Source organism: Micromonospora sp. BRA006-A, assembly GCF_033433935.1.
In the GTDB taxonomy this organism is placed as follows: domain Bacteria; phylum Actinomycetota; class Actinomycetes; order Mycobacteriales; family Micromonosporaceae; genus Micromonospora; species Micromonospora aurantiaca.
This window is the reverse complement of record NZ_JANCLW010000001.1, coordinates 4685097-4703286: the sequence shown is the minus strand read 5'-3', so window position 1 is coordinate 4703286 and position 18190 is coordinate 4685097. Positions and strand designations below refer to the sequence as shown.

Annotated in this window: 19 protein-coding genes and 1 pseudogene; 13 read left to right on the top strand and 7 right to left on the bottom strand. The window is 75.1% G+C overall.

Going from position 1 to position 18190, the window contains the following annotated elements:
• Positions 1-2 precede the first annotated feature (2 nt).
• The gene (locus NMK34_RS21235) at positions 3-1871 is read left to right on the top strand and encodes an ABC transporter ATP-binding protein (protein ID WP_318334899.1); all 1869 of its coding nucleotides are present in this window, start codon (positions 3-5) and stop codon (positions 1869-1871) included.
• Positions 1868-3649, top strand: a complete 1782-nt coding sequence (locus NMK34_RS21230; RefSeq protein ID WP_318334898.1) for an ABC transporter ATP-binding protein — start codon at positions 1868-1870, stop codon at positions 3647-3649. The genes NMK34_RS21235 and NMK34_RS21230 overlap by 4 nt, the downstream gene beginning before the upstream one ends.
• A gap of 28 nt (positions 3650-3677) precedes the next feature.
• On the opposite strand, the gene rpsD is transcribed toward NMK34_RS21230, so the two are convergent.
• Positions 3678-4286 (bottom strand): 30S ribosomal protein S4, encoded by a 609-nt coding sequence (rpsD, locus tag NMK34_RS21225; RefSeq protein ID WP_047892216.1) that lies wholly within the window; start codon positions 4284-4286, stop codon positions 3678-3680.
• Between the two features lie 67 nt (positions 4287-4353).
• On the opposite strand from rpsD, the gene NMK34_RS21220 reads away from it, so the two are divergent.
• Positions 4354-5085: a DUF2470 domain-containing protein gene (locus tag NMK34_RS21220; protein ID WP_318334897.1), complete on the top strand. Its 732-nt coding sequence runs from the start codon at positions 4354-4356 to the stop codon at positions 5083-5085.
• Between the two features lie 19 nt (positions 5086-5104).
• On the opposite strand, the gene NMK34_RS21215 is transcribed toward NMK34_RS21220, so the two are convergent.
• The 3 genes from NMK34_RS21215 to NMK34_RS21205 are packed head-to-tail and all read right to left on the bottom strand — an operon-like array spanning position 5105 to position 7172.
• Positions 5105-5701, bottom strand: coding sequence for a TetR family transcriptional regulator (locus NMK34_RS21215; RefSeq protein WP_013475814.1), 597 nt, complete (start codon positions 5699-5701; stop codon positions 5105-5107).
• Entirely contained in the window at positions 5698-6453 is a 756-nt protein-coding gene (locus NMK34_RS21210; protein WP_318334896.1) for an ABC transporter permease, read from the bottom strand. The genes NMK34_RS21215 and NMK34_RS21210 overlap by 4 nt, the downstream gene beginning before the upstream one ends.
• Positions 6450-7172: an ABC transporter ATP-binding protein gene (locus NMK34_RS21205; protein ID WP_318334895.1), complete on the bottom strand. Its 723-nt coding sequence runs from the start codon at positions 7170-7172 to the stop codon at positions 6450-6452. The genes NMK34_RS21210 and NMK34_RS21205 overlap by 4 nt, the downstream gene beginning before the upstream one ends.
• 110 nt (positions 7173-7282) lie before the next feature.
• Here NMK34_RS21205 and NMK34_RS21200 point away from each other — a divergent pair, with 110 nt between their 5' ends.
• From NMK34_RS21200 to NMK34_RS21180, 5 genes and pseudogenes are all read left to right on the top strand, one after another.
• Positions 7283-7672 carry a MerR family transcriptional regulator gene (locus NMK34_RS21200; protein WP_013287558.1) on the top strand — a complete coding sequence of 130 codons (390 nt, stop codon included), beginning with the start codon at positions 7283-7285 and terminating at the stop codon, positions 7670-7672.
• Between the two features lie 152 nt (positions 7673-7824).
• Positions 7825-8472: pseudogene (locus tag NMK34_RS21195) on the top strand (phosphoribosyl-AMP cyclohydrolase); the annotation flags it as partial.
• 180 nt (positions 8473-8652) lie between these two features.
• Complete coding sequence (gene hisI, locus NMK34_RS21190) at positions 8653-9066, top strand: phosphoribosyl-AMP cyclohydrolase (RefSeq protein WP_318336391.1); 414 nt, start codon at positions 8653-8655, stop codon at positions 9064-9066.
• Entirely contained in the window at positions 9063-10616 is a 1554-nt protein-coding gene (locus NMK34_RS21185) for an anthranilate synthase component I (protein ID WP_318334894.1), read from the top strand. Before hisI ends, NMK34_RS21185 begins: the two co-directional genes overlap by 4 nt.
• Positions 10613-11170 (top strand): Trp biosynthesis-associated membrane protein, encoded by a 558-nt coding sequence (locus NMK34_RS21180; RefSeq protein WP_318334893.1) that lies wholly within the window; start codon positions 10613-10615, stop codon positions 11168-11170. Before NMK34_RS21185 ends, NMK34_RS21180 begins: the two co-directional genes overlap by 4 nt.
• On the opposite strand, the gene NMK34_RS21175 is transcribed toward NMK34_RS21180, so the two are convergent.
• Positions 11163-11438: a hypothetical protein gene (locus NMK34_RS21175; RefSeq protein WP_318334892.1), complete on the bottom strand. Its 276-nt coding sequence runs from the start codon at positions 11436-11438 to the stop codon at positions 11163-11165. The genes NMK34_RS21180 and NMK34_RS21175 overlap by 8 nt on opposite strands.
• A 445-nt stretch (positions 11439-11883) precedes the next feature.
• On the opposite strand from NMK34_RS21175, the gene trpC reads away from it, so the two are divergent.
• The 3 genes from trpC to trpA are packed head-to-tail and all read left to right on the top strand — an operon-like array spanning position 11884 to position 14756.
• Entirely contained in the window at positions 11884-12687 is an 804-nt protein-coding gene (gene trpC, locus NMK34_RS21170) for an indole-3-glycerol phosphate synthase TrpC (RefSeq protein WP_194801305.1), read from the top strand.
• A 34-nt stretch (positions 12688-12721) separates the two neighbouring features.
• On the top strand, positions 12722-13948 hold the full coding sequence (gene trpB, locus NMK34_RS21165) for a tryptophan synthase subunit beta (RefSeq protein WP_318334891.1): 1227 nt from the start codon (positions 12722-12724) through the stop codon (positions 13946-13948).
• Between the two features lie 4 nt (positions 13949-13952).
• Complete coding sequence (gene trpA / locus NMK34_RS21160) at positions 13953-14756, top strand: tryptophan synthase subunit alpha (protein ID WP_318334890.1); 804 nt, start codon at positions 13953-13955, stop codon at positions 14754-14756.
• A 338-nt stretch (positions 14757-15094) separates the two neighbouring features.
• On the opposite strand, the gene NMK34_RS21155 is transcribed toward trpA, so the two are convergent.
• Positions 15095-15274 (bottom strand): hypothetical protein, encoded by a 180-nt coding sequence (locus tag NMK34_RS21155; protein ID WP_318334889.1) that lies wholly within the window; start codon positions 15272-15274, stop codon positions 15095-15097.
• Positions 15275-15286: 12 nt separating this feature from the next.
• Entirely contained in the window at positions 15287-15646 is a 360-nt protein-coding gene (locus NMK34_RS21150) for an NUDIX hydrolase (protein ID WP_318334888.1), read from the bottom strand.
• 117 nt (positions 15647-15763) lie between these two features.
• On the opposite strand from NMK34_RS21150, the gene lgt reads away from it, so the two are divergent.
• Both lgt and NMK34_RS21140 read left to right on the top strand, forming a co-directional pair.
• On the top strand, positions 15764-16969 hold the full coding sequence (gene lgt, locus NMK34_RS21145) for a prolipoprotein diacylglyceryl transferase (protein ID WP_412098960.1): 1206 nt from the start codon (positions 15764-15766) through the stop codon (positions 16967-16969).
• Between the two features lie 11 nt (positions 16970-16980).
• The gene (locus NMK34_RS21140) at positions 16981-18168 is read left to right on the top strand and encodes an FAD-dependent oxidoreductase (protein WP_318334886.1); all 1188 of its coding nucleotides are present in this window, start codon (positions 16981-16983) and stop codon (positions 18166-18168) included.
• Positions 18169-18190 lie beyond the last annotated feature (22 nt).

The following is an 18190-nucleotide window of genomic DNA, read 5'->3' as shown; positions in this document are numbered from 1 at the left end:
GCGTGGCGAGCGGGACAAGTCGGGACGTGCTCGGCAGAGGGCTACGGGTGCTCGGCCGGGCCATCCGGGAACAGCCACGGATCTTCGCGGTCGCGGTCAGCGGCAGCGTGCTGTTCGGCCTCCTGGTGATCGCCAGCGCGTACGTGGTCGGCGCGGTGGTCGGCGACGTGGTCGTGCCGGCCGTGGAGCGCGGCGAGGTGGCCGGCGGGGCGCTGGCGCTCGCCGCGGCGGCGCTGTTCGGCATCAGCGTGCTGCGGGTCGTCGGCATCTTCGGCCGCCGCCTCGGCGCCGGTTACATGCAGTACCGGCTCCAGGCCGCCTATCGCCGCCGGGTCACCCGCCGCTACCTGGACCTGCCGCTGGCCTGGCACCACCGCAACTCCACCGGCACGCTGCTGTCGAACGCCAACTCCGACGTGGAGGCGGCCTGGTATCCGATCGCGCCACTGCCGTTCGCGGTCGGCACGCTGGTGATGCTCGTCGGCGCGGTGGCCTCGCTGTTCTTCACCGACTGGGCGCTGGCCCTGGTCGGCCTCGCGGTGTTCCCCGCGCTGTTCGCGCTCAACGTCGTCTACTCCCGCCGGATGGCGCCCCGGCAGGCCCGGGCGCAGCGGCTGCGGGCCGAGGTCAGCGGCATCGCGCACGAGAGCTTCGACGGCGCGCTGGTGGTCAAGACGATGGGCCGCGAGGCCCAGGAGACGGCCCGCTTCGCCTCGCGCGCCGGTGAGCTGCGCGACGCGCTGATCTCGGTCGGCCGGCTGCGCGGCGTGTTCGACCCGATGCTGGAGACGCTGCCCAGTCTCGGCACGCTCGCCGTGCTGGTGGTCGGCGCGATCCGGCTGCGGCAGGGCGCGATCAGCGTGACCGAGCTGGTCAGCGTCGCGTTCCTGTTCACCGTGCTGGCCTTCCCGGTACGCGCCATCGGCTGGGTGCTGGCCGAGCTGCCACGCAGCGTCGCCGGCTGGGACCGGGTCCGCCGGGTGCTCGACGCGACGGGCGAGATGCCGTACGGCACCACGACGCTCGACCCGGCCACCCGCGAGCCCGCCACGCTTGGCTTCGACGACGTGCACTTCGCGTACGAGCCGGCCGAGGCGCACCTGCCCGGCGCGCAGGTGCTCGGCGAGGTCACGTTCACCGTGCCGGCCGGTAAGACGGTCGCGCTGGTCGGCCCCACCGGCGCGGGCAAGTCGACGATCGCGTCGCTCGCCGTGCGCCTGGTCGACCCGGGCGCCGGACGGGTCACGCTGGACGGCGTGGACGTGCGGGAGCTGACCGCCGCCTCGCTCGCCGGCACGGTGGCGCTCGTGGCGCAGGTGCCGTTCGTCTTCGACGACACGGTCCGGGCCAACATCGCGCTCGACCGGGCCGGCATCGGCGACGACGAGGTGTGGGCGGCGCTGCGGCTGGCCGAGGCGGACGGCTTCGTGGCCGCGCTGCCGGACGGGCTGGACACCATGGTCGGCGAGCGGGGCACCTCGCTGTCCGGCGGGCAACGACAGCGGCTCACGCTGGCCCGGGCGCTCGCCGGACGCCCCCGGCTGCTGGTGCTCGACGACGCCACCAGCGCCGTCGACCCGCGCGTCGAGGCGGCCATCCTGGCCGGGCTGCGCGCGCCCGCCGACGGCGGCGCTCCGGCGTCGATCCTGGTGGTGGCGTACCGCCGGGCCACCATCGCGCTCGCCGACGAGGTGATCTACGTGGAGCAGGGCCGGGTGGTCGCCCGCGGCACCCACCACGAGCTGCTGGCCACCGTGCCCGGCTACGCCGACCTGGTCACCGCGTACGAGCAGGCCGAGCAGGAACGCGAGCAGAATCGGACGTACGACGAGGTCACGCCGCTGGCCTCCGGCCTGGAGGTGGAGCGGTGAGTACGACCACGGGGGAGAGCGCCGAGACCACCGAGTCGACCTGGCGGACGCTGCGGCGTGGGCTGGCGCTCTCCCCGGAGCTGCGCACCGGCCTCGCTGGCACGCTGGCGCTGGCGCTGGTCTACATGGTCGGCCGGGTGGCCGTGCCGGTGGCGGTGCAGCGCGGCATCGACGGCGGCATCGTCGGCGGCCTCGACCTGAACGTCATCTCGCTCACCGTGGCGATCACCGCCGGGGTGCTGGTGGTCACCACCGCCTGCGGCTACCTGATGATGCGCCGCCTGTTCACGGTCAGCGAGACGGCGCTGGCCGGGGTGCGCACCCGGGCGTTCCGGCACGTGCACGACCTGTCCATGCTGCACCAGCAGTCCGAGCGGCGCGGGTCGCTCGTCTCCCGGGTGACCAGCGACGTCGACCAGATCACCCAGTTCCTCCAGTGGGGCGGCGTGATCCTGATCGTCAACCTGGGCCAGCTGCTGGTGACCACAGCCGTGATGCTCGCGTACTCCTGGCAGTTGACGCTCGTGGTGCTCGTCGCTTTCGCGCCGGCGGTGCTGGTGATCCGTCAGTTGCAGCGCCGGCTCGCCGGGGCGTACGGGCTGGTGCGGCAGCGCACCGGCACGCTGCTCGGCGCGATCGGCGAGAGCGTGGTGGGCGCGCCGGTGATCCGGGCGTACGGCATCGCCGGGCGCACCGCGCGGCGGCTCGACACGGCCATCGACGGGCAGCGGGTGGCCCAGCAGCGGGCGATCCGGATCAGCATCATGGGCAGCTCGGTGGGGGAGCTGGCCGCCGGGCTGGCGCTGGCCGGCGTGGTGGTGGTCGGGGTCAGCCTGGGCGTCGACGGCACGCTGTCGATCGGCCAGCTCACCGCGTTCCTGTTCCTGGTCACGCTGTTCATCCAGCCGGTGCAGATCGCCACCGAGGTCCTCAACGAGGCGCAGAACGCGATCGCCGGCTGGCGCCGGGTGCTGGACGTGCTGGACGTCTCCCCGGACGTGGCCGACCCGGGCGAGCAGGGCCGGGAGCTGCCACCCGGGCCGCTGGACGCCCGGTTCGCCGGCGTGACGTTCGCCTACCCGGGCGGGCCGCCGGTGCTGCACGACGTGACGCTGGACATCCCGGCGAAGAGCCGGGTGGCGGTGGTGGGCGAGACCGGGAGCGGCAAGACCACGTTCGCCAAGCTGCTCACCCGGCTGATGGACCCGACCGAGGGCGCGGTGCTGCTCTCCGGCGTCGACCTGCGGCAGGTGCGCTTCGACTCGCTGCGCGCCCGGGTGGTGATGGTGCCGCAGGACGGCTTCCTGTTCGACGCCACGGTCGGGGAGAACGTCCGCTTCGCCCGCCCCGACCTGACCGACGAGCGGCTCACCGCCGCCTTCGCCGAGCTTGGCCTCTCCGACTGGCTGGACGGGCTGCCGTCCGGGCTGGACACGCCGGTCGGCGAGCGCGGGGAGGCGCTGAGCGTCGGCGAGCGGCAGCTCGTGGCGCTGGCCCGGGCGTACGTCGCGGACCCGGACCTGCTGGTGCTGGACGAGGCGACGAGCGCCGTCGACCCGGCCACCGAGGTCCGCCTGCAACGGACGCTCGACGCGGTGACCCGGGGCCGGACCACGCTCGCCATCGCGCACCGGCTGTCCACCGCGCAGGCGGCGGACGAGGTGATCGTGGTGGACCGGGGCCGGATCGTGCAGCGCGGCCCGCACGACGAACTGGTCCGTGACGCCGACTCGGTCTACGCCCTGCTGTACGCGTCCTGGCTCGAGCAGACCCGCTGATCTCGGCGGGTCAGCGCGGGAGCGGCGGTCAGCGGGAGTAGAACTCCACCACCAGCTGCTCGTCGCAGACCACCGGCACCTCGTGCCGGGCCGGTTCGCGTACCAGCGTGGCGCGCAGCTCGGCCGGCTGCGCCGACAGGTACGGCCGGGGCTGCGCGTCGGCGTGCGCCCCGGCGGCGGCGAGCTGGAACGGCGGCAGCGCGCGGCTGCGCTCGCGTACGCCGACCACCTGGCCGGGCCGCAGCCGGTACGACGGCCGGTCGACCTTGCGCCCGTCCACTGTGATGTGGCCGTGTGCGACGAGCTGGCGGGCCTGGTAGATGCTGCGCGCCAGCCCGGCGCGTAGCACCACCGCGTCGAGGCGCCGCTCCAGCAGCGCGACGAGTGTCTCGCCGGTCTTGCCGGCGCCCCGGGCGGCCTCGTCGAACAGGCGGCGCAGCTGGGCCTCGCTGACGTTGTACTGGTGGCGCAGCCGCTGCTTCTCCAGCAGCCGCACCTGGTAGTCGGAGGTGGTGCGGCGGGACCGGCCGTGCACGCCCGGGGGATAGGGGCGCCGCTCGAAGTACCGCACGCACTTGCGGGTCAGCGGGATACCGAGGGCGCGGGAGAGCCGTGCCTTGGGCCGGGGGTGGTTCACGTCGACGTCTCCGATCGTCTAGCCTGCTTCTTAGGTAAGCCTAACCTATCTTGAGGAGGTCGGGATCATGCGGCCCAGCCCGGCGGAGATCGTGCGAACCCTTGTCGCGGGCCGGTTGCCCGCCCTCGTCCACCTGGCCCGGCACCCCGGCCCGCACCAGGTCCGGCACGCCGTCGACCCGGACGGGCGGGTGCTGCTGCTCGTACCCGTGGTCAGTGACCTCGCCGCGGCGCTCGTGCCGCCGGCGGGCGACGCCGACGTGGCCACCGTGCTCGACGTACTCGACCTGCCGCCCGCGGCCGGGGCGCCCTCACTCGGCCGGGCCTGGGTGTCCGGGTGGGCGACGCGGCTGGACGGCGACGCGGCGCGCGACGCGGCAGTCGACTTCGCCGCCACCGACCCGACCGGCGACCTGCTCGACGTGGGCAGCCGGTTCCACCTGCACCGCTTCGAGGTGGCCGAGGCCCGCTGGGAACGCGCCGGGCGCATGCGCCGGGTCGACCCCGAGGCGTACGCGGAGGCCGAGCCGGACCCGCTGCACCCGGTCGAGTCCGACCTCCTGGCCGACCTGGCCGACCACCACGCCGAGCAGGTCGGCGACTACCTGCGGCGGCGGCTGGACCTGCCCGGCGACCAGATCCCGCGGGTGGTCCGGATCGACAGGTACGGGCTGCTGGTCGCGCACGGGCGGCCCGGCGCGACCCGGCGGGCCCGGCTCGCCTTCCCCCGGCCGGTCGCCGACGTGGCGGAGCTGTCCCGCCTGCTGCACCCGATGCTCTGCCCCCGCGCCGCCGCCTGAGCCGCCGGGCGCGCCCGGCTCAGGTGATGTCGCCGGTGAGGTACCGCTGGACCGTCGGGCCGATGGCTGCCACCAGCGTCGCCGGCTCGGCGGTGGCGACCGCGTCGAGGCGGAGCACGTACCGCATCATGGCCAGCCCGGCGAGCTGCGTGGCGACCAGCCCGCCGCGCAGCGCGCGCTGCGCCGGGTCGACGTCGAGCTGGTCGAGCACCCGCCGCAGCACCTGCGTGACCAGGAACTCGCGCAGCAGGCGCGCGGTCCAGTCGTTGCTGACGGCCGAGCGCAGCAGCGCCACCGCGGCGGTGCCGGTGGGGGAGTCCCAGACCTCCAGGAACACCCGGACCATCCGCTCGCCGAGCGCGTCCGGGCCACCGGCGAGCACCGCCGGCAGCAGCCGTCCCGGGTCGGCCGGGAACGCCGTCGCGGCCCGGAACAGCTCCTCCTTGCCGCCGAAGTAGTGGTGCACGAGCGCCGGGTCCACTCCGGCCGCCGCGGCGATGGCCCGGATGGACGCGGCGTCGAACCCGCGCTCGGCGAACGCCTCCCGGGCCGCGGCGAGGATCGCCTCGCGGGTGTCCGGGGTGCCGGGCCGCCGCCCGGTGCGCCGCGCGTTCACCCGCTGCGCCGGCGCAGCGTCGCGGCGGCCAGCACCAGCGCCGCCACCGCCGCCCCGGCCACGATCGCCACGTCCCGCCACATCGTCCCGGTCGGTTCGGCGTGCGCGCCGACCTCCTGCAACGCCTCGACCGCGTACGACAGCGGAAGAGCGTCGCTGATCGCCTGGAGCCAGCCGGCCATCTGGTCGCGCGGCACGAACAGGCCGCACAGCAGCAGTTGCGGCGCCACCACCACCGGCATGAACTGGACCGCCTGGAACTCGGTGCGGGCGAACGCCGAGCAGAACAACCCGAGCGCCACCGCGAGCACCGCGTTCACCCCGGCGATCAGCACGACCAGCCACGCGCTGCCCGCGGTCTCCAAGCCGAAGACCCGGTACGCGACGACCGAGGCGACAGTGGACTGGAGCACCCCGGCCAGGCCGAACGCGATGCCGTACCCGAACAGCAGGTCGAGCTTGCCCAGCGGCGTGGTGAGCAGGCGCTCCAACGTTCCCGTGGTGCGCTCGCGGAGCATGGCGATGCTGGTCACGAGGAACATGATGATGAACGGGAAGAAGCCCAGCATGATCAGGGCCACCCGGTCGAACGTACTGGGCCCGCCGGGCGGGGCGGGCTGGTCGACGTACATGTAGTAGACGAGCGTGAGCAGCACCGACGGCACCACGACGAGCAGCGCCACGGTCCGCCGGTCGTGGCGGAGCTGGCGCAGGATGCGCCCGGTGGTGGCGGCCAGGATCCGTCCGTTCATCGCGCCTCTCCCTCGGCGTCGCGGATCAGGCGCAGGAACGCCTCCTCCAGGTCGTCGGTCCCGGTGGCGGCGCGGACCGCGGCCGGGGTGTCGTCGGCGACCAGCCGGCCCTCGCGGATCAGCAGCAGCCGGTCGCAGCGGGCGGCCTCGTCCATCACGTGGCTGGAGACCAGCAGCGTGGTGCCGTTCGCGGCCATCGCGTGGAACCGGGCCCACAGGTCGGCCCGCAGCACCGGATCCTGGCCGACAGTGGGTTCGTCGAGGACGACGAGTTCCGGTTCGCCGACGAGCGCGCAGGCGAGCGAGGCGCGGCTGCGCTGACCGCCGGAGAGCGTGCCGACGAGCTGGTCGGCCGCCTCGGCGAGGCCGACGTCGGCCACCGCGCGGTCGGCCTCGGCGCGGCCCCGGCCCTGGAGCACCGCGAAGTAGCGGGCGTTCTCCCGCACCGTCAGGTCGGCGTAGACGCTCGGCGCCTGGGTCAGGTAGCCCACCCGGCGGCGCAGGTCGGCCGAGCCGGCCGGGCGGCCGAGCACGTCGACGGTGCCGGAGCCGACCGTCTGCACGCCGACCACCGCGCGCATCAGCGTGGTCTTGCCACTGCCGCTGGGCCCGAGCAGCCCGGTCACCGTGCCCCGGGGCACCGCGCAGCTGATGCCGTGCAGCACCCGCCGCCCGCCCCGGTCGACCACCAGCCCGCGGACCGACACCGCGTCGTCCATGCTCGCCTCCATCAATTCATCACCCGTTGAACTCAACGGTAGGTGAATTCTGTCGGCGAGGCAATGAGGGACTTGACTTCGAGTGCGCTCGAACTGGAAGCCTGGAGGGCGTGGACATCAGCACGCGGGAGATGAGCCTCACCGTGGGTGAGGCGGCGGAACGGGTCGGCCTGACCACCTACACGCTGCGCTGGTACGAGCAGGAGGGCCTGGTGGGCCGCGTCGGGCGGGACTCGTCCGGCCGCCGGCGCTACACCGAGTCCGACGTCAACTGGCTGTTCCTGCTCACCCGGCTGCGGCGCACCGGGATGCCGGTACGCGACATGCGCCGCTACGCCGAGCTGGCCCGGCACGGGGACAGCACGCTCGGCGCGCGGCGTGCGCTGTTCGAGGCGCACCGGGCCCGCGTGCTGGCCCGGATGGCCGAGCTGGAGGAGGATCTGAAGGTCCTCGAACACAAGATCGACGCGTACCGCCGGGCGGAGGAGGAGTCGGGCTGACCGCGCCCGACGGCGGACAGGGAGTCCGGCACCGGAAGATCGGATCTCGGCACCATGACGCCGTGGGTCCAGCTCCGTTGCCCGAAAGCGGGTTCCTCGACGACTGGGCCGCCCGACTCCGGCAGGTCGCGGACCGGCCGGTCGTCGGGATCATGCTGCGCGGCAGCCACGCCCGGCGGGCCGCCACCGAGCACAGCGACGTCGACGTGGACGTGCTCGTCGCCGCCGACGACGGATGCGTCGCCGCCGGAGCCCGGCAGCCCACGTCCCGCCGCGGCACCCCGTACGCGGCCCGGCGGGCGTACCTGGCCGAGTTCGGCGGTCGCCTCGTGCACGTGTCGGTGGCCGCCCGCGACATCCGCTCCTGGGTGCGCCGCCTGGGCCAGCCCGCCGACTGGGCGTTCGGGCTCCCGGTCACCGCGCCCGCCCGGCTGCTCTGGGCCGCGCCGGAATGGCGCCGCCGGATCGACCTGCCGGTGCTCTGCCAGCCCGCCGACGAACCGCGCCTGGAGGAGCTGATCGCGACGCTGGGCAAGGTCGCCGCGGCCCGGGAGGCCGACGACCCGGCCGGGGTCCGGCTCGCCGCGGCCGACCTGGCCCGGCTCTGCCCCTCGGTGCTGCGGCCGGCCAACCCGTCGGTACGCGTGGTGTCCCGCCGGGCCGCCCTGACCGCCGCGCTGGACCTGCCGGTCGCGCCGCCCGGCTACCGCGACGACATGCTGCTCTGCCTCGGCTCGCGCCCCGGCGACCCGGCCGAGGTCGGCGCCGCCGCCGGACGGCTGGTCACCGGCATCCTCCCGCTGATCCGCCCGTACGCCGACGAGATCGCCGCCACCCACGGCGCGGACCTGGCCGAGGCGCTCGTCGACGGCCGGGTGGACCGCTACCTCGCCCAGCTGGGCCGGGCGCTGGGGCCGGTGACGCCCGCCTCCCGGGACACGTCGGCGGTCCCCGGGCCGCGTGCGGGAGAATGGTCAACCGTGCCCGCCCCTGACGCGCCGCTGACCGGCGCCCCCACTCCCGGCCCGGCCCGGCCGTCCCGGCTCGACCCGGCCATCGCGGCCCGGCTCCGCCGCACCCCGGACGGCCTGGTCGCCGCCGTGGTCCGCGCCCACGACACGGGCGAGGTGCTGATGGTCGCCTGGATGGACGACGAGGCGCTGCACCGCACGCTCACCACCGGCCGGGCCACCTACTGGTCGCGCAGCCGCGGCGAGTACTGGGTCAAGGGCGCCACCTCCGGCAACCACCAGTACGTGCGCTCGGTGGCGCTCGACTGCGACGGCGACGCGCTGCTGGTCAGCGTCGAGCAGGTCGGCGCGGCCTGCCACACCGGGCAGCGCACCTGCTTCTTCACCGAACTGCCGGTCAGCTCCCCGGAGGTGACCCCGTGACCGACGGCACCGTCAGCCCGGACCGGACCACCTTCGCCGGCCTGGCCGCCCGCTGGCGGGTCGTACCGGTGACCCGGCGGCTGCTCGCCGACGCGGAGACACCGGTCGGGGTCTACCGCAAGCTGGCCGGCGGTCCCGGCACGTTCCTGCTGGAGTCCGCCGAGCAGGGCGTCGGCTCGGCCGGCACCGCCTGGTCGCGCTACTCGTTCATCGGCGTCCGCAGCGGCGCCACGCTGACCGAGCGCGACGGCGCGGCGAGCTGGACCGGCACCCCGCCCGCCGGCGTGCCCACCGGCGGCGACCCGGTCACCGTGCTGCGCGAGACCGTCGCCGCGCTCGCCGGGCCGGGCTGGGATCCGGCCGGTGACATGCCGCCGCTGACCGGTGGCCTGGTCGGCTACCTCGCCTACGACCTGGTCCGCCGCTTCGAGCGCCTGCCCGAGCTGACCGAGGACGAGCTGGACGTGCCCGAGCTGGGCATGATGCTCGCGACCGACCTGGTGGTCCTCGACCACTACGAGGGCTCGGCGATCCTGGTTGCCAACGCGGTGCTGCCGCCGCTCGACGACCCCGACCGGGCGGAGCTGGTCGAGGCCGCGTACCACCACGCCGTCGGCCGGCTCGACGCGATGACCAGCGCGCTGTCCCGACCGATTCCGCCCATGGTCTCGACAGTGGACCGGCCCGGCGTCGGCGAGGTGGTCAGCCGCACCCCCGAGGGCGGCTACCCGAAGGCGGTGGAGACGGCCAAGGAGGCGATCCGGGCCGGCGAGTGCTTCCAGATCGTGCTCAGCCAGCGCTTCGAGCGCCCCACCGACGCCGACCCGCTCGACGTCTACCGGGTGCTGCGCACCACCAACCCCAGCCCGTACATGTACCTGCTGCGCTTCGACGGCTTCGACATCGTCGGCTCGTCACCGGAGGCGCACCTCAAGGTCAGCGCCGGCCCGGACGGGCGGCGGCGGGCCCTGCTGCACCCGATCGCCGGCACCCGCCCGCGCGGCGGCTCCCCGGACGGCGACGCGAAGCTCGCCGCCGAGCTGCTCGCCGACCCCAAGGAACGCGCCGAGCACGTGATGCTCGTCGACCTGGGCCGCAACGACCTGGGCCGGGTGTGCCGGCCGGGCACCGTCGAGGTGCCCGAGTTCGCCACCATCGAGCGGTACAGCCACGTCATGCACATCGTCTCCACAGTCGTCGGCGAGCTGCGCGACGACCGCACCGCGTTCGACGCGCTGGCCGCGACGTTCCCCGCCGGGACGCTCAGCGGCGCGCCCAAGGTGCGGGCCATGGAGATCATCGAGGAGCTGGAGCCGGTCCGGCGCGGCGTCTACGGCGGCACCGTCGGCTACTTCGCCTTCGGCGGCGACCTGGACATGGCCATCGCGATCCGCACCGCGCTGATCCGTGACGGCCGCGCCTACGTGCAGGCTGGCGCCGGGATCGTGGCCGATTCCGACCCCGCCGCCGAGGACCGGGAGACGCGCAGCAAGGCCGCCGCCGTGCTCGCCGCCATCGCTGCCGCCGAGACGCTGCGGGCCGCCCGGTGAGCGCGCCCGGCACCACCGCGCCGGCGGCCCGCGGGCGGCGCGAACTCGCGTACGCGGTGCTGCTCTGCCTGGCCGGCGCGGGCCTGGCCTGCTGGGCGGTGACCCGGACCTGGGCGGTGGAGGCGACCGCCCGGGGGTCACTGCCGTCCGGGCGGGCCGAGCGCACCGGTACGGAGCTGCTGCCGTGGGTGCTGGCGCTGACCTACGTGGGGCTCGCCGGCGGTGGCGCGGTGCTCGCCACCCGGGGCCGGCTGCGCCGGCTGCTGGGTGTGCTGCTGGCCGGCGTCGGCCTGGCGGTGGCCGTCGGCGGCGGGATCGGCCTGACCGAGGCCGGGGTGAGCCGGCAGTGGCCGGTGCTGGTGCTCGCCGGTGGCCTGGCCCTGGCGGCCGGTGGCGCGTTCACCGCTCTGCGCGGGGACGGCTGGCCGGCGATGGGTGCCCGGTACGAGCGGCGGTCCGCTCCGGCGGACGAGCCCGGCCGGCCGGCGGTCGAACGTGGCACCCGGGACGCGTGGGACGCGCTGGACCGGGGCGAGGATCCGACGGTCAGCTGACCGGCTGCGCCTCGCGGGCGTCGCGCCGCTGCCGGGCCGCGGCCCGCGCGGCGGCCAGCTCGGCCACCAGCCGGTCCAGCTCACGGCGCTGGGCGGCCCGGGCCCGGTCGGCGCAGACGGCCTCCCAGGCGTTGCCGCGGGCGGTACGCATGCGGCCGTCGCCGGCCACCGCGCGTTCGAGCGTGTCCACCACGCCGACGGCGAGGGAGGCGACGGTACGGGAGATGGTGGTCAAGCCGATGGTCTGGGTCGGCCCGTTGGCGCTCATGGTCACCCCATACGAGATCGTTGGCGACGGTCGGCAGCCGCCGGCGTCGAGTGTGCCCGACGACGATGCTTCCGGGTGGACGTTTCGCCGCCGTGAAGCACAGGTCAACGCTGTCGCACCGGGGACGACCTGGGCAGGGCCGGAGGTCCTTGAGCTTGGTCACAGCCCACCGCCGGAACCCGTCCTGCGGGCCCGGAACGATCGTGGTGAGATAGGGGATGGGTGACGGTCGATGCCAGCGGTGGCGCTGCGTGACATGGCGTTCACCGGAAGTCGGCCATCATGCCACAGCCCATGTCGTGAGGTGCGCCATACCCCCCGGCACTCGTCGCCAGGTGGCGCCCCCTAGCATCGGCCCATGACGCCCGGAGAGGGGAGTCCGTTGGTGACTGCTGAGCATGCGCACGCGGAGGGGGACGACGCCGGAGCGGCGCCGTCCGCAGGGGTGCTCGACGAGATCCTGGCCGGCGTGCGGGAGGACGTCGCCCGGCGCCAGGAGCAGGTTCCGCTGGAGCGGATCCGGGAGCTGGCCGCCGCCGCGCCGCCACCGCTGGACGCGTACGCGGCGCTGCGCCGCCCCGGCGTCGCAGTGATCGCCGAGGTGAAGCGCTCGTCGCCGTCCAAGGGGCGGCTGGCCGAGATCGCCGACCCGGCCGACCTGGCCGGTGACTACGCGGCCGGTGGCGCGCGGGCGATCAGTGTGCTCACCGAGGGCCGCTGGTTCGGCGGGTCGCTCGACGACCTGGCCGCCGTGCGGGCCGCGGTGAACGTGCCGGTGCTGCGCAAGGACTTCGTGGTCTCCAGCTACCAGGTGCACGAGGCGCGTGCGCACGGCGCCGACCTGGTGCTGCTGATCGTGGCCGCGCTGGAGCAGAACGCGCTGGTCGGGCTGCTGGAGCGGATCGAGTCGCTCGGCATGACCGCACTGGTCGAGGTGCACACCGAGGAGGAGGCGGACCGCGCCCTGGAGGCCGGCGCGCAGGTCATCGGCGTGAACGCCCGCGACCTGCGTACCCTGGAGGTCGACCGCTCGGTGTTCGAGCGGATCGCGCCCGGCCTGCCCAGCAGCGTCGTCAAGATCGCCGAGTCCGGGGTGCGCGGTCCGCACGACCTGATCCGGTACGCCTCCGCCGGCGCCGACGCCGTGCTGGTGGGCGAGGGCCTGGTCACCCAGAAGAGCCCGCGCGAAGCGGTGGCCGAGCTGGTCAACGCCGGTAACCACCCGGCCACGCCCCGCCCGGTGCGCTGAGCCGCCGGGCACCCGACCCGAGAGGACGCCCGCGATGAGCGCCGCACCCGCAACCGGCCCGGTCCCCGACTCCGCCGGTCACTTCGGCCGGTTCGGCGGCCGGTTCGTCCCCGAGGCGCTCGTCGCCGCGCTCGACGAGCTGGACGCGGCGTACCGGAAGGCGATGGGCGACGAGGACTTCCTCGCCGAGTTCGGCGCGCTGCTGCGCGACTACGCCGGCACGCCCTCGCTGCTCTACGAGGCCCGGCGGTTCTCCGCGCAGATCGGCGCGCGGGTCCTGCTCAAGCGCGAGGACCTCAACCACACCGGCGCGCACAAGGTTCGCAACGTGCTGGGCCAGGCGCTGCTCACCAAGCGGATGGGCAAGCGGCGGGTCATCGCGGAGACCGGCGCCGGCCAGCACGGCGTCGCCACCGCCACCGCCGCCGCCCTGTTCGACCTGGAATGCGTCGTCTACATGGGCCAGGTGGACACCGAGCGGCAGGCGCTCAACGTGGCCCGGATGCGGATGCTCGGCGCCACAGTCGTCCCGGTGACCACCGGCTCGCGCACGCTCAAGGACGCGATGAACGAGGCGATGCGGGACTGGGTCGCCAACGTCGAGGACACCCACTACCTGATCGGCACCGCCGCCGGGCCGCACCCGTTCCCGGAGATGGTCCGCGACTTCGTGCGCGGCATCGGCGAGGAGGCGCGCCGGCAGTGCCTGGACCTGACCGGCGCGCTGCCGGACGCGGTCGCGGCCTGCGTCGGCGGCGGCTCCAACGCGCTGGGCATCTTCCACGCGTTCGTGCCGGACGCCGGGGTGCGGCTCTACGGCTTCGAGGCCGGCGGCGAGGGCGTCGACACCGGGCGGCACGCCGCCAGCATCACCGGCGGCTCGTCCGGCGTGCTGCACGGCACCCGCACGTACGTCCTCCAGGACGCCGACGGGCAGACCATCGAGTCGCACTCGATCTCGGCCGGCCTGGACTACCCGGGCGTCGGCCCGGAGCACGCCTGGCTGCACGACACCGGCCGGGCCACCTACCTCCCCGTCACCGACGCCGACGCGATGGCCGCGTTCGAGCTGCTCTGCCGCACCGAGGGGATCATCCCGGCGATCGAGAGCGCGCACGCGCTCGCCGGCGCCCGCGCCATCGCCCCCCGGCTCGCCGAGGAGCTGGGCCGGGAGCCGGTGATCGTGGTCAACCTGTCCGGGCGGGGCGACAAGGACGTGCACACCGCCGGCGCGTACTTCGGCATCCTCGACAAGGAGTGACAGCGTGAGCCGCATCGGGGTCGCCTTCGACAAGGCACGGGCGGACGGGCGGGCGGTGCTGGTCGGCTGCATGCCGGCGGGCTTCCCGACCGTCGAGGGCAGCATCGCCGCCATGACGGCCATGGTCGAGGCGGGCGTGGACGTCATCGAGGTGGAGATCCCGTACTCCGACCCGGTGATGGACGGGCCGGTCATCCAGAAGGCGAGCGACATCGCGCTCGCCGGCGGGGTCCGCGTCGCGGACGCGCTGCGCGTGGTCGAGGCGGTCGCCGCGACCGGGGCGAGCGTGGTCACCATGACCTACTGGAACCCGATCGAGCAGTACGGCGTGGACGCGTTCGCGCGCGACATGGCCGCCGCCGGCGGCACCGGCCTGATCACGCCGGACCTGATCCCGGACGAGGCCGCCGAGTGGCTGGCCGCCTCCGACGCGCACGGCCTGGACCGCACGTTCCTGGTCTCGCCGTCGTCGACCGACGCGCGGCTGCGGATGACTGTCGAGCACTGCCGCGGCTTCGTCTACGCCACCGCGATCATGGGCGTCACCGGCGCCCGGGCGCAGACCTCCGAGGCGGCGCCGATCCTGGTCTCCCGGCTGCGCGAGGTCACCGACATCCCGGTCGGCGTCGGGCTGGGCGTGGGCACCGGCGCGCAGGCCGCCACCGTCGCCGGGTACGCCGACGCGGTGATCGTGGGCAGCGCGCTGGTCCGCTGCGTGCTGGACGCCCCGGACCAGGCCGCCGGCCTGACCGCCCTGCGCACGCTCAGCGCCGAACTGGCCGAGGGAGTCCGCAACCCCGCTCGCTGACGCCCGGGGTCCGCTCCGTCGCCACCCGCTTGATCGACTCCATTTCGCCGGGCTGGCGTGGTCCAGGACGCCGGGACACCGCCACTTCGCCGATCTGGTGTCGATCATGCGCGAGCGCGACCCGGCCGCCCGAGATCTTGGTACGAAACGGCCCTCATAGGGGCCGAAACGTACCAAGATCTTCAAGGTGTCCCGCGTGAGTGGGAGGGTGGTCAGCGGCTGCTGTCCGCACCACCCGCTTGATCGACTCCATTTCGCCGAGCTGGCGTGGTCCAGGACGCCGGGACACCGCCACCTCGCCGAACTGGTGTCGATCGAGCGAGCGAGCGGGAGGGCGGTCAGCGGCTACTGCTGTCGGCCTGCTCGGAGGCGCGCTGGCCGGGCGGGGCGGGCTGCCCGTCGCCGGGCTGTCCGTCGCCGGGTGGCGTGAGCGCGTCGGCGGTGGTCGTGTGCCGCAGCACGCCGGCGCGGCCGGCGAGCGCGTCCGCGATCGCCGCGCGCGTCGTGGGGGTCAGCACGTCGGGCAGCTCTTACGGCGGCCACCACCGAGGCAGGCACCCGGTCGCCGGTTCGCCCGCCGGTCCGGCGTCGGCCGGTCCGGCGCGGAACACGTGCACCAGCACGTCCGGCCGCCCGCCGCAGCGCCCGGCCGGCGGCGCGGGCACCTGGGGGTCGGTGACCCGGTAGAGGCCGACCAGGTCGGCCGGCGCCACCGCCCAGCCGGTCTCGGCGCGGACCGCCCGGACGACGGCGTCCGCCGGGCTCTCGTCGTGACGCAGCCGCCCGCCCGGCAGGCCCCAGCGCCGGGCCCCCTCGGACCGGCGGCAGAGCAGCAGCCGGCCGGATGCGTCGGTGACGACGGCGGCGACCGCCCAGGTGAGCGGGCTCATGGACAAACAGCCTACGACCGTGCAAACCAGAAGTCATCCGACCCGTGCGGCAGGCGGCCCGGGGTGCCGCACACACAGTCCGCACCGGTACCGTGTGCACCCGTGACCATCGCCCCGATGACCCCACTGGCGGCCATGCCCAGCCCCAGCACCGCCGTCTGGCAGCTCGGTCCGGTTCCGATCCGGGCGTACGCGCTCTGCATCATCCTCGGCATCGTGGTGGCCTGCGTGGTCACCGAGTACCGGCTGCGCCGCCGCGGTGTGGCGCCGGGCGCGGTGCTCGACATCGCCGTGTGGGCCGTGCCGGCGGGCATCATCGGCGCGCGGATCTACCACGTGATCACCTCGCCGGAGAAATACTTCGGCGCCGGCGGCGAGCCGATCAAGGCGCTCTACATCTGGGAGGGTGGCCTCGGCATCTGGGGCGCGGTGGCCGGTGGCGCGGTCGGCGCGTGGCTCGCCGCGCGGCAGCTCGGCATCCCGCTCACGGTCGTCGCCGACGCGCTGGCGCCGGGCCTGCCCCTGGCGCAGGCCGTCGGCCGGCTGGGCAACTGGTTCAACAACGAGCTGTACGGCGGGCGGACCACGCTGCCGTGGGGCCTGGAAGTGCACGTCATGGATCCGGACAACCCGGGTCACGCGCTGCGCGACGACGCCGGCAACCCGGTGCTCCAGCCCGGGCTCTACCACCCGACGTTCCTCTACGAGGCGCTCTGGAACGTCGGCGTCGCCGCGCTGGTGCTGTTCCTCGACCGCAAGCTGCGGCTCGGCCGCGGCCGGGCGTTCGCGCTCTACGTGATGGGCTACACGGCGGGCCGGTTCTGGATCGAGCTGATGCGTACCGACGAGGCGAACCTGATCCTCGGCGTACGCCTCAACGTCTGGACCGCCGCGCTGGTCTTCCTCGGCGCGCTCGCCTACTTCATCCGGGTCCGGGGCCCGCGCGAATACCTGGTGCCGGTGGGCGAGCCGGCCCCCGTGGCCGGCCCGGCCGGTGACGTGTCCCAGGTCGACCTGTCCGCCCGGGAGGCCGCCGCACGGCCGGCCGCGCCCGAGGGCTACCGGGTGGTGACCGAGGAACAGTTCGAGGCGTACCGGAAGACCGGCGAGCTGCCCCCGGAGCCGGCGGCGGACGACGAAGCGGCACGGGCCGAGCCCGTCGACGACGACGCCGCGACGGGCCGCACGGACGACGACGCCGCGACGGCCGAGCGGACGGACGGCGACGCCCCCGACGCCGGCACGGACCCGGAACGGGCGGACGCCGAGCGGACGAACGCCGGCCGGGCCGACGGCGGGCGCCCGGCGGACCGGGACAGCTGAGCGGGGGAGTCATGCGCAGCGCGGTGGTGGTCGGCGCCGGCCTCGGCGGAATGGCGGCGGCCGGTGTGCTGGCCCGGTCGGGCTGGCAGGTCACGCTGCTGGAACGCGCCGACCGGGTCCGCCCGGAGGCGACCGCCGTGGTGCTCTGGCCCAACGGGGTACGCGCGTTGCGCGCCCTCGGGCTGGGCGACGGGCTGGACGCGATCGCCACCCCGCTGCCCGACGGCGGTGTGCGCCGCCCGGACGGGCACTGGCTGGTGCAGGCCCGGTCCACGCCGGCCGAGCGGATGCCGGTGGTGGTGCACCGGGAGGACCTGCACGACGCGCTCATCGCCGGCCTCGGTGACCGGGTCGAACTACGTACCGGCGTGACAGTGCGGACGGTGCGCGCGGCCTCCGGCGAGCGCCCGGCGGTGGGCGACGGCCGGCACACCTACGAGGCGGACCTCGTGGTGGCCGCCGACGGCACCGACAGCGAGATCCGCCGGCACCTGGCACCGGAGACCGCAGTGGTCAGCTCCGGCTGTGCCGCCTGGCGGGCCGTGATCCCCTGGTACCGGGCCCCGCAGCTGCCCGACGACCAGCCGGTGCACGGCGAGACGCTCGGCGCCGGCTACCGCTTCCTGGCCGCCTCGCTCGGCGAGCGGGGCACCGCGGGTGCCTCCCGCCGGGGCGGCGTCTACTGGGTCGCCACCGCCGCCGGCGCGCCCCGGCCGGAGCCGCCGGAGATCCAGCTGGCGCTGCTCAAGCGCTGGTTCGCGGGCTGGCCCGCGCCGATCGGCACGCTGCTGGAGGCGACCGACCCGGAGGACGTGGTCCAGCAGGAGATCCGCGAGCTGCGCCCGCTGCCGAAGTCGTACGGCTTCCCGGCCGGCCCGGGCGGCGTGGTGCTGCTCGGCGACGCCGCGCACGCGATGCCGCCGCACCTCGGGCAGGGCGCCTGCCTGGCGTTCGAGGACGCGGCGACGCTGGCCGGGCTGCTGCGGGAGTCGCGGCTGCCGGATGCGGTGACCGCGTACGACAGGTTGCGCCGCCCCCGCGCGGCCACGATGGTCCGGCAGACCCGGCGGATGTCGGCGGTCCTGCAGGCCCGGGGCCGGTTGGCGCTGCGCGCCCGGGACGCGGCGCTGGGCACGATCAGCCCGCGACTGCGCAACACCGCCGCCGCGGCGGCCGCCGCCTGGCAGCCGCCGTCCTGACCGTCCCGCCGCACTCGGCGGC

Coding starts and splice junctions, on each gene's coding strand:
- NMK34_RS21220 (WP_318334897.1), top strand. CDS start 4,354: ATGCGGCCCAGCCCGGCGGAGATCGTGCGAACCCTTGTCGCGGGCCGG.
- NMK34_RS21210 (WP_318334896.1), bottom strand. CDS start 6,453: ATGAACGGACGGATCCTGGCCGCCACCACCGGGCGCATCCTGCGCCAG.
- NMK34_RS21205 (WP_318334895.1), bottom strand. CDS start 7,172: ATGGACGACGCGGTGTCGGTCCGCGGGCTGGTGGTCGACCGGGGCGGG.
- NMK34_RS21175 (WP_318334892.1), bottom strand. CDS start 11,438: ATGAGCGCCAACGGGCCGACCCAGACCATCGGCTTGACCACCATCTCC.
- trpB (WP_318334891.1), top strand. CDS start 12,722: ATGAGCGCCGCACCCGCAACCGGCCCGGTCCCCGACTCCGCCGGTCAC.
- NMK34_RS21150 (WP_318334888.1), bottom strand. CDS start 15,646: ATGAGCCCGCTCACCTGGGCGGTCGCCGCCGTCGTCACCGACGCATCC.
- lgt (WP_412098960.1), top strand. CDS start 15,764: ATGACCCCACTGGCGGCCATGCCCAGCCCCAGCACCGCCGTCTGGCAG.
- NMK34_RS21140 (WP_318334886.1), top strand. CDS start 16,981: ATGCGCAGCGCGGTGGTGGTCGGCGCCGGCCTCGGCGGAATGGCGGCG.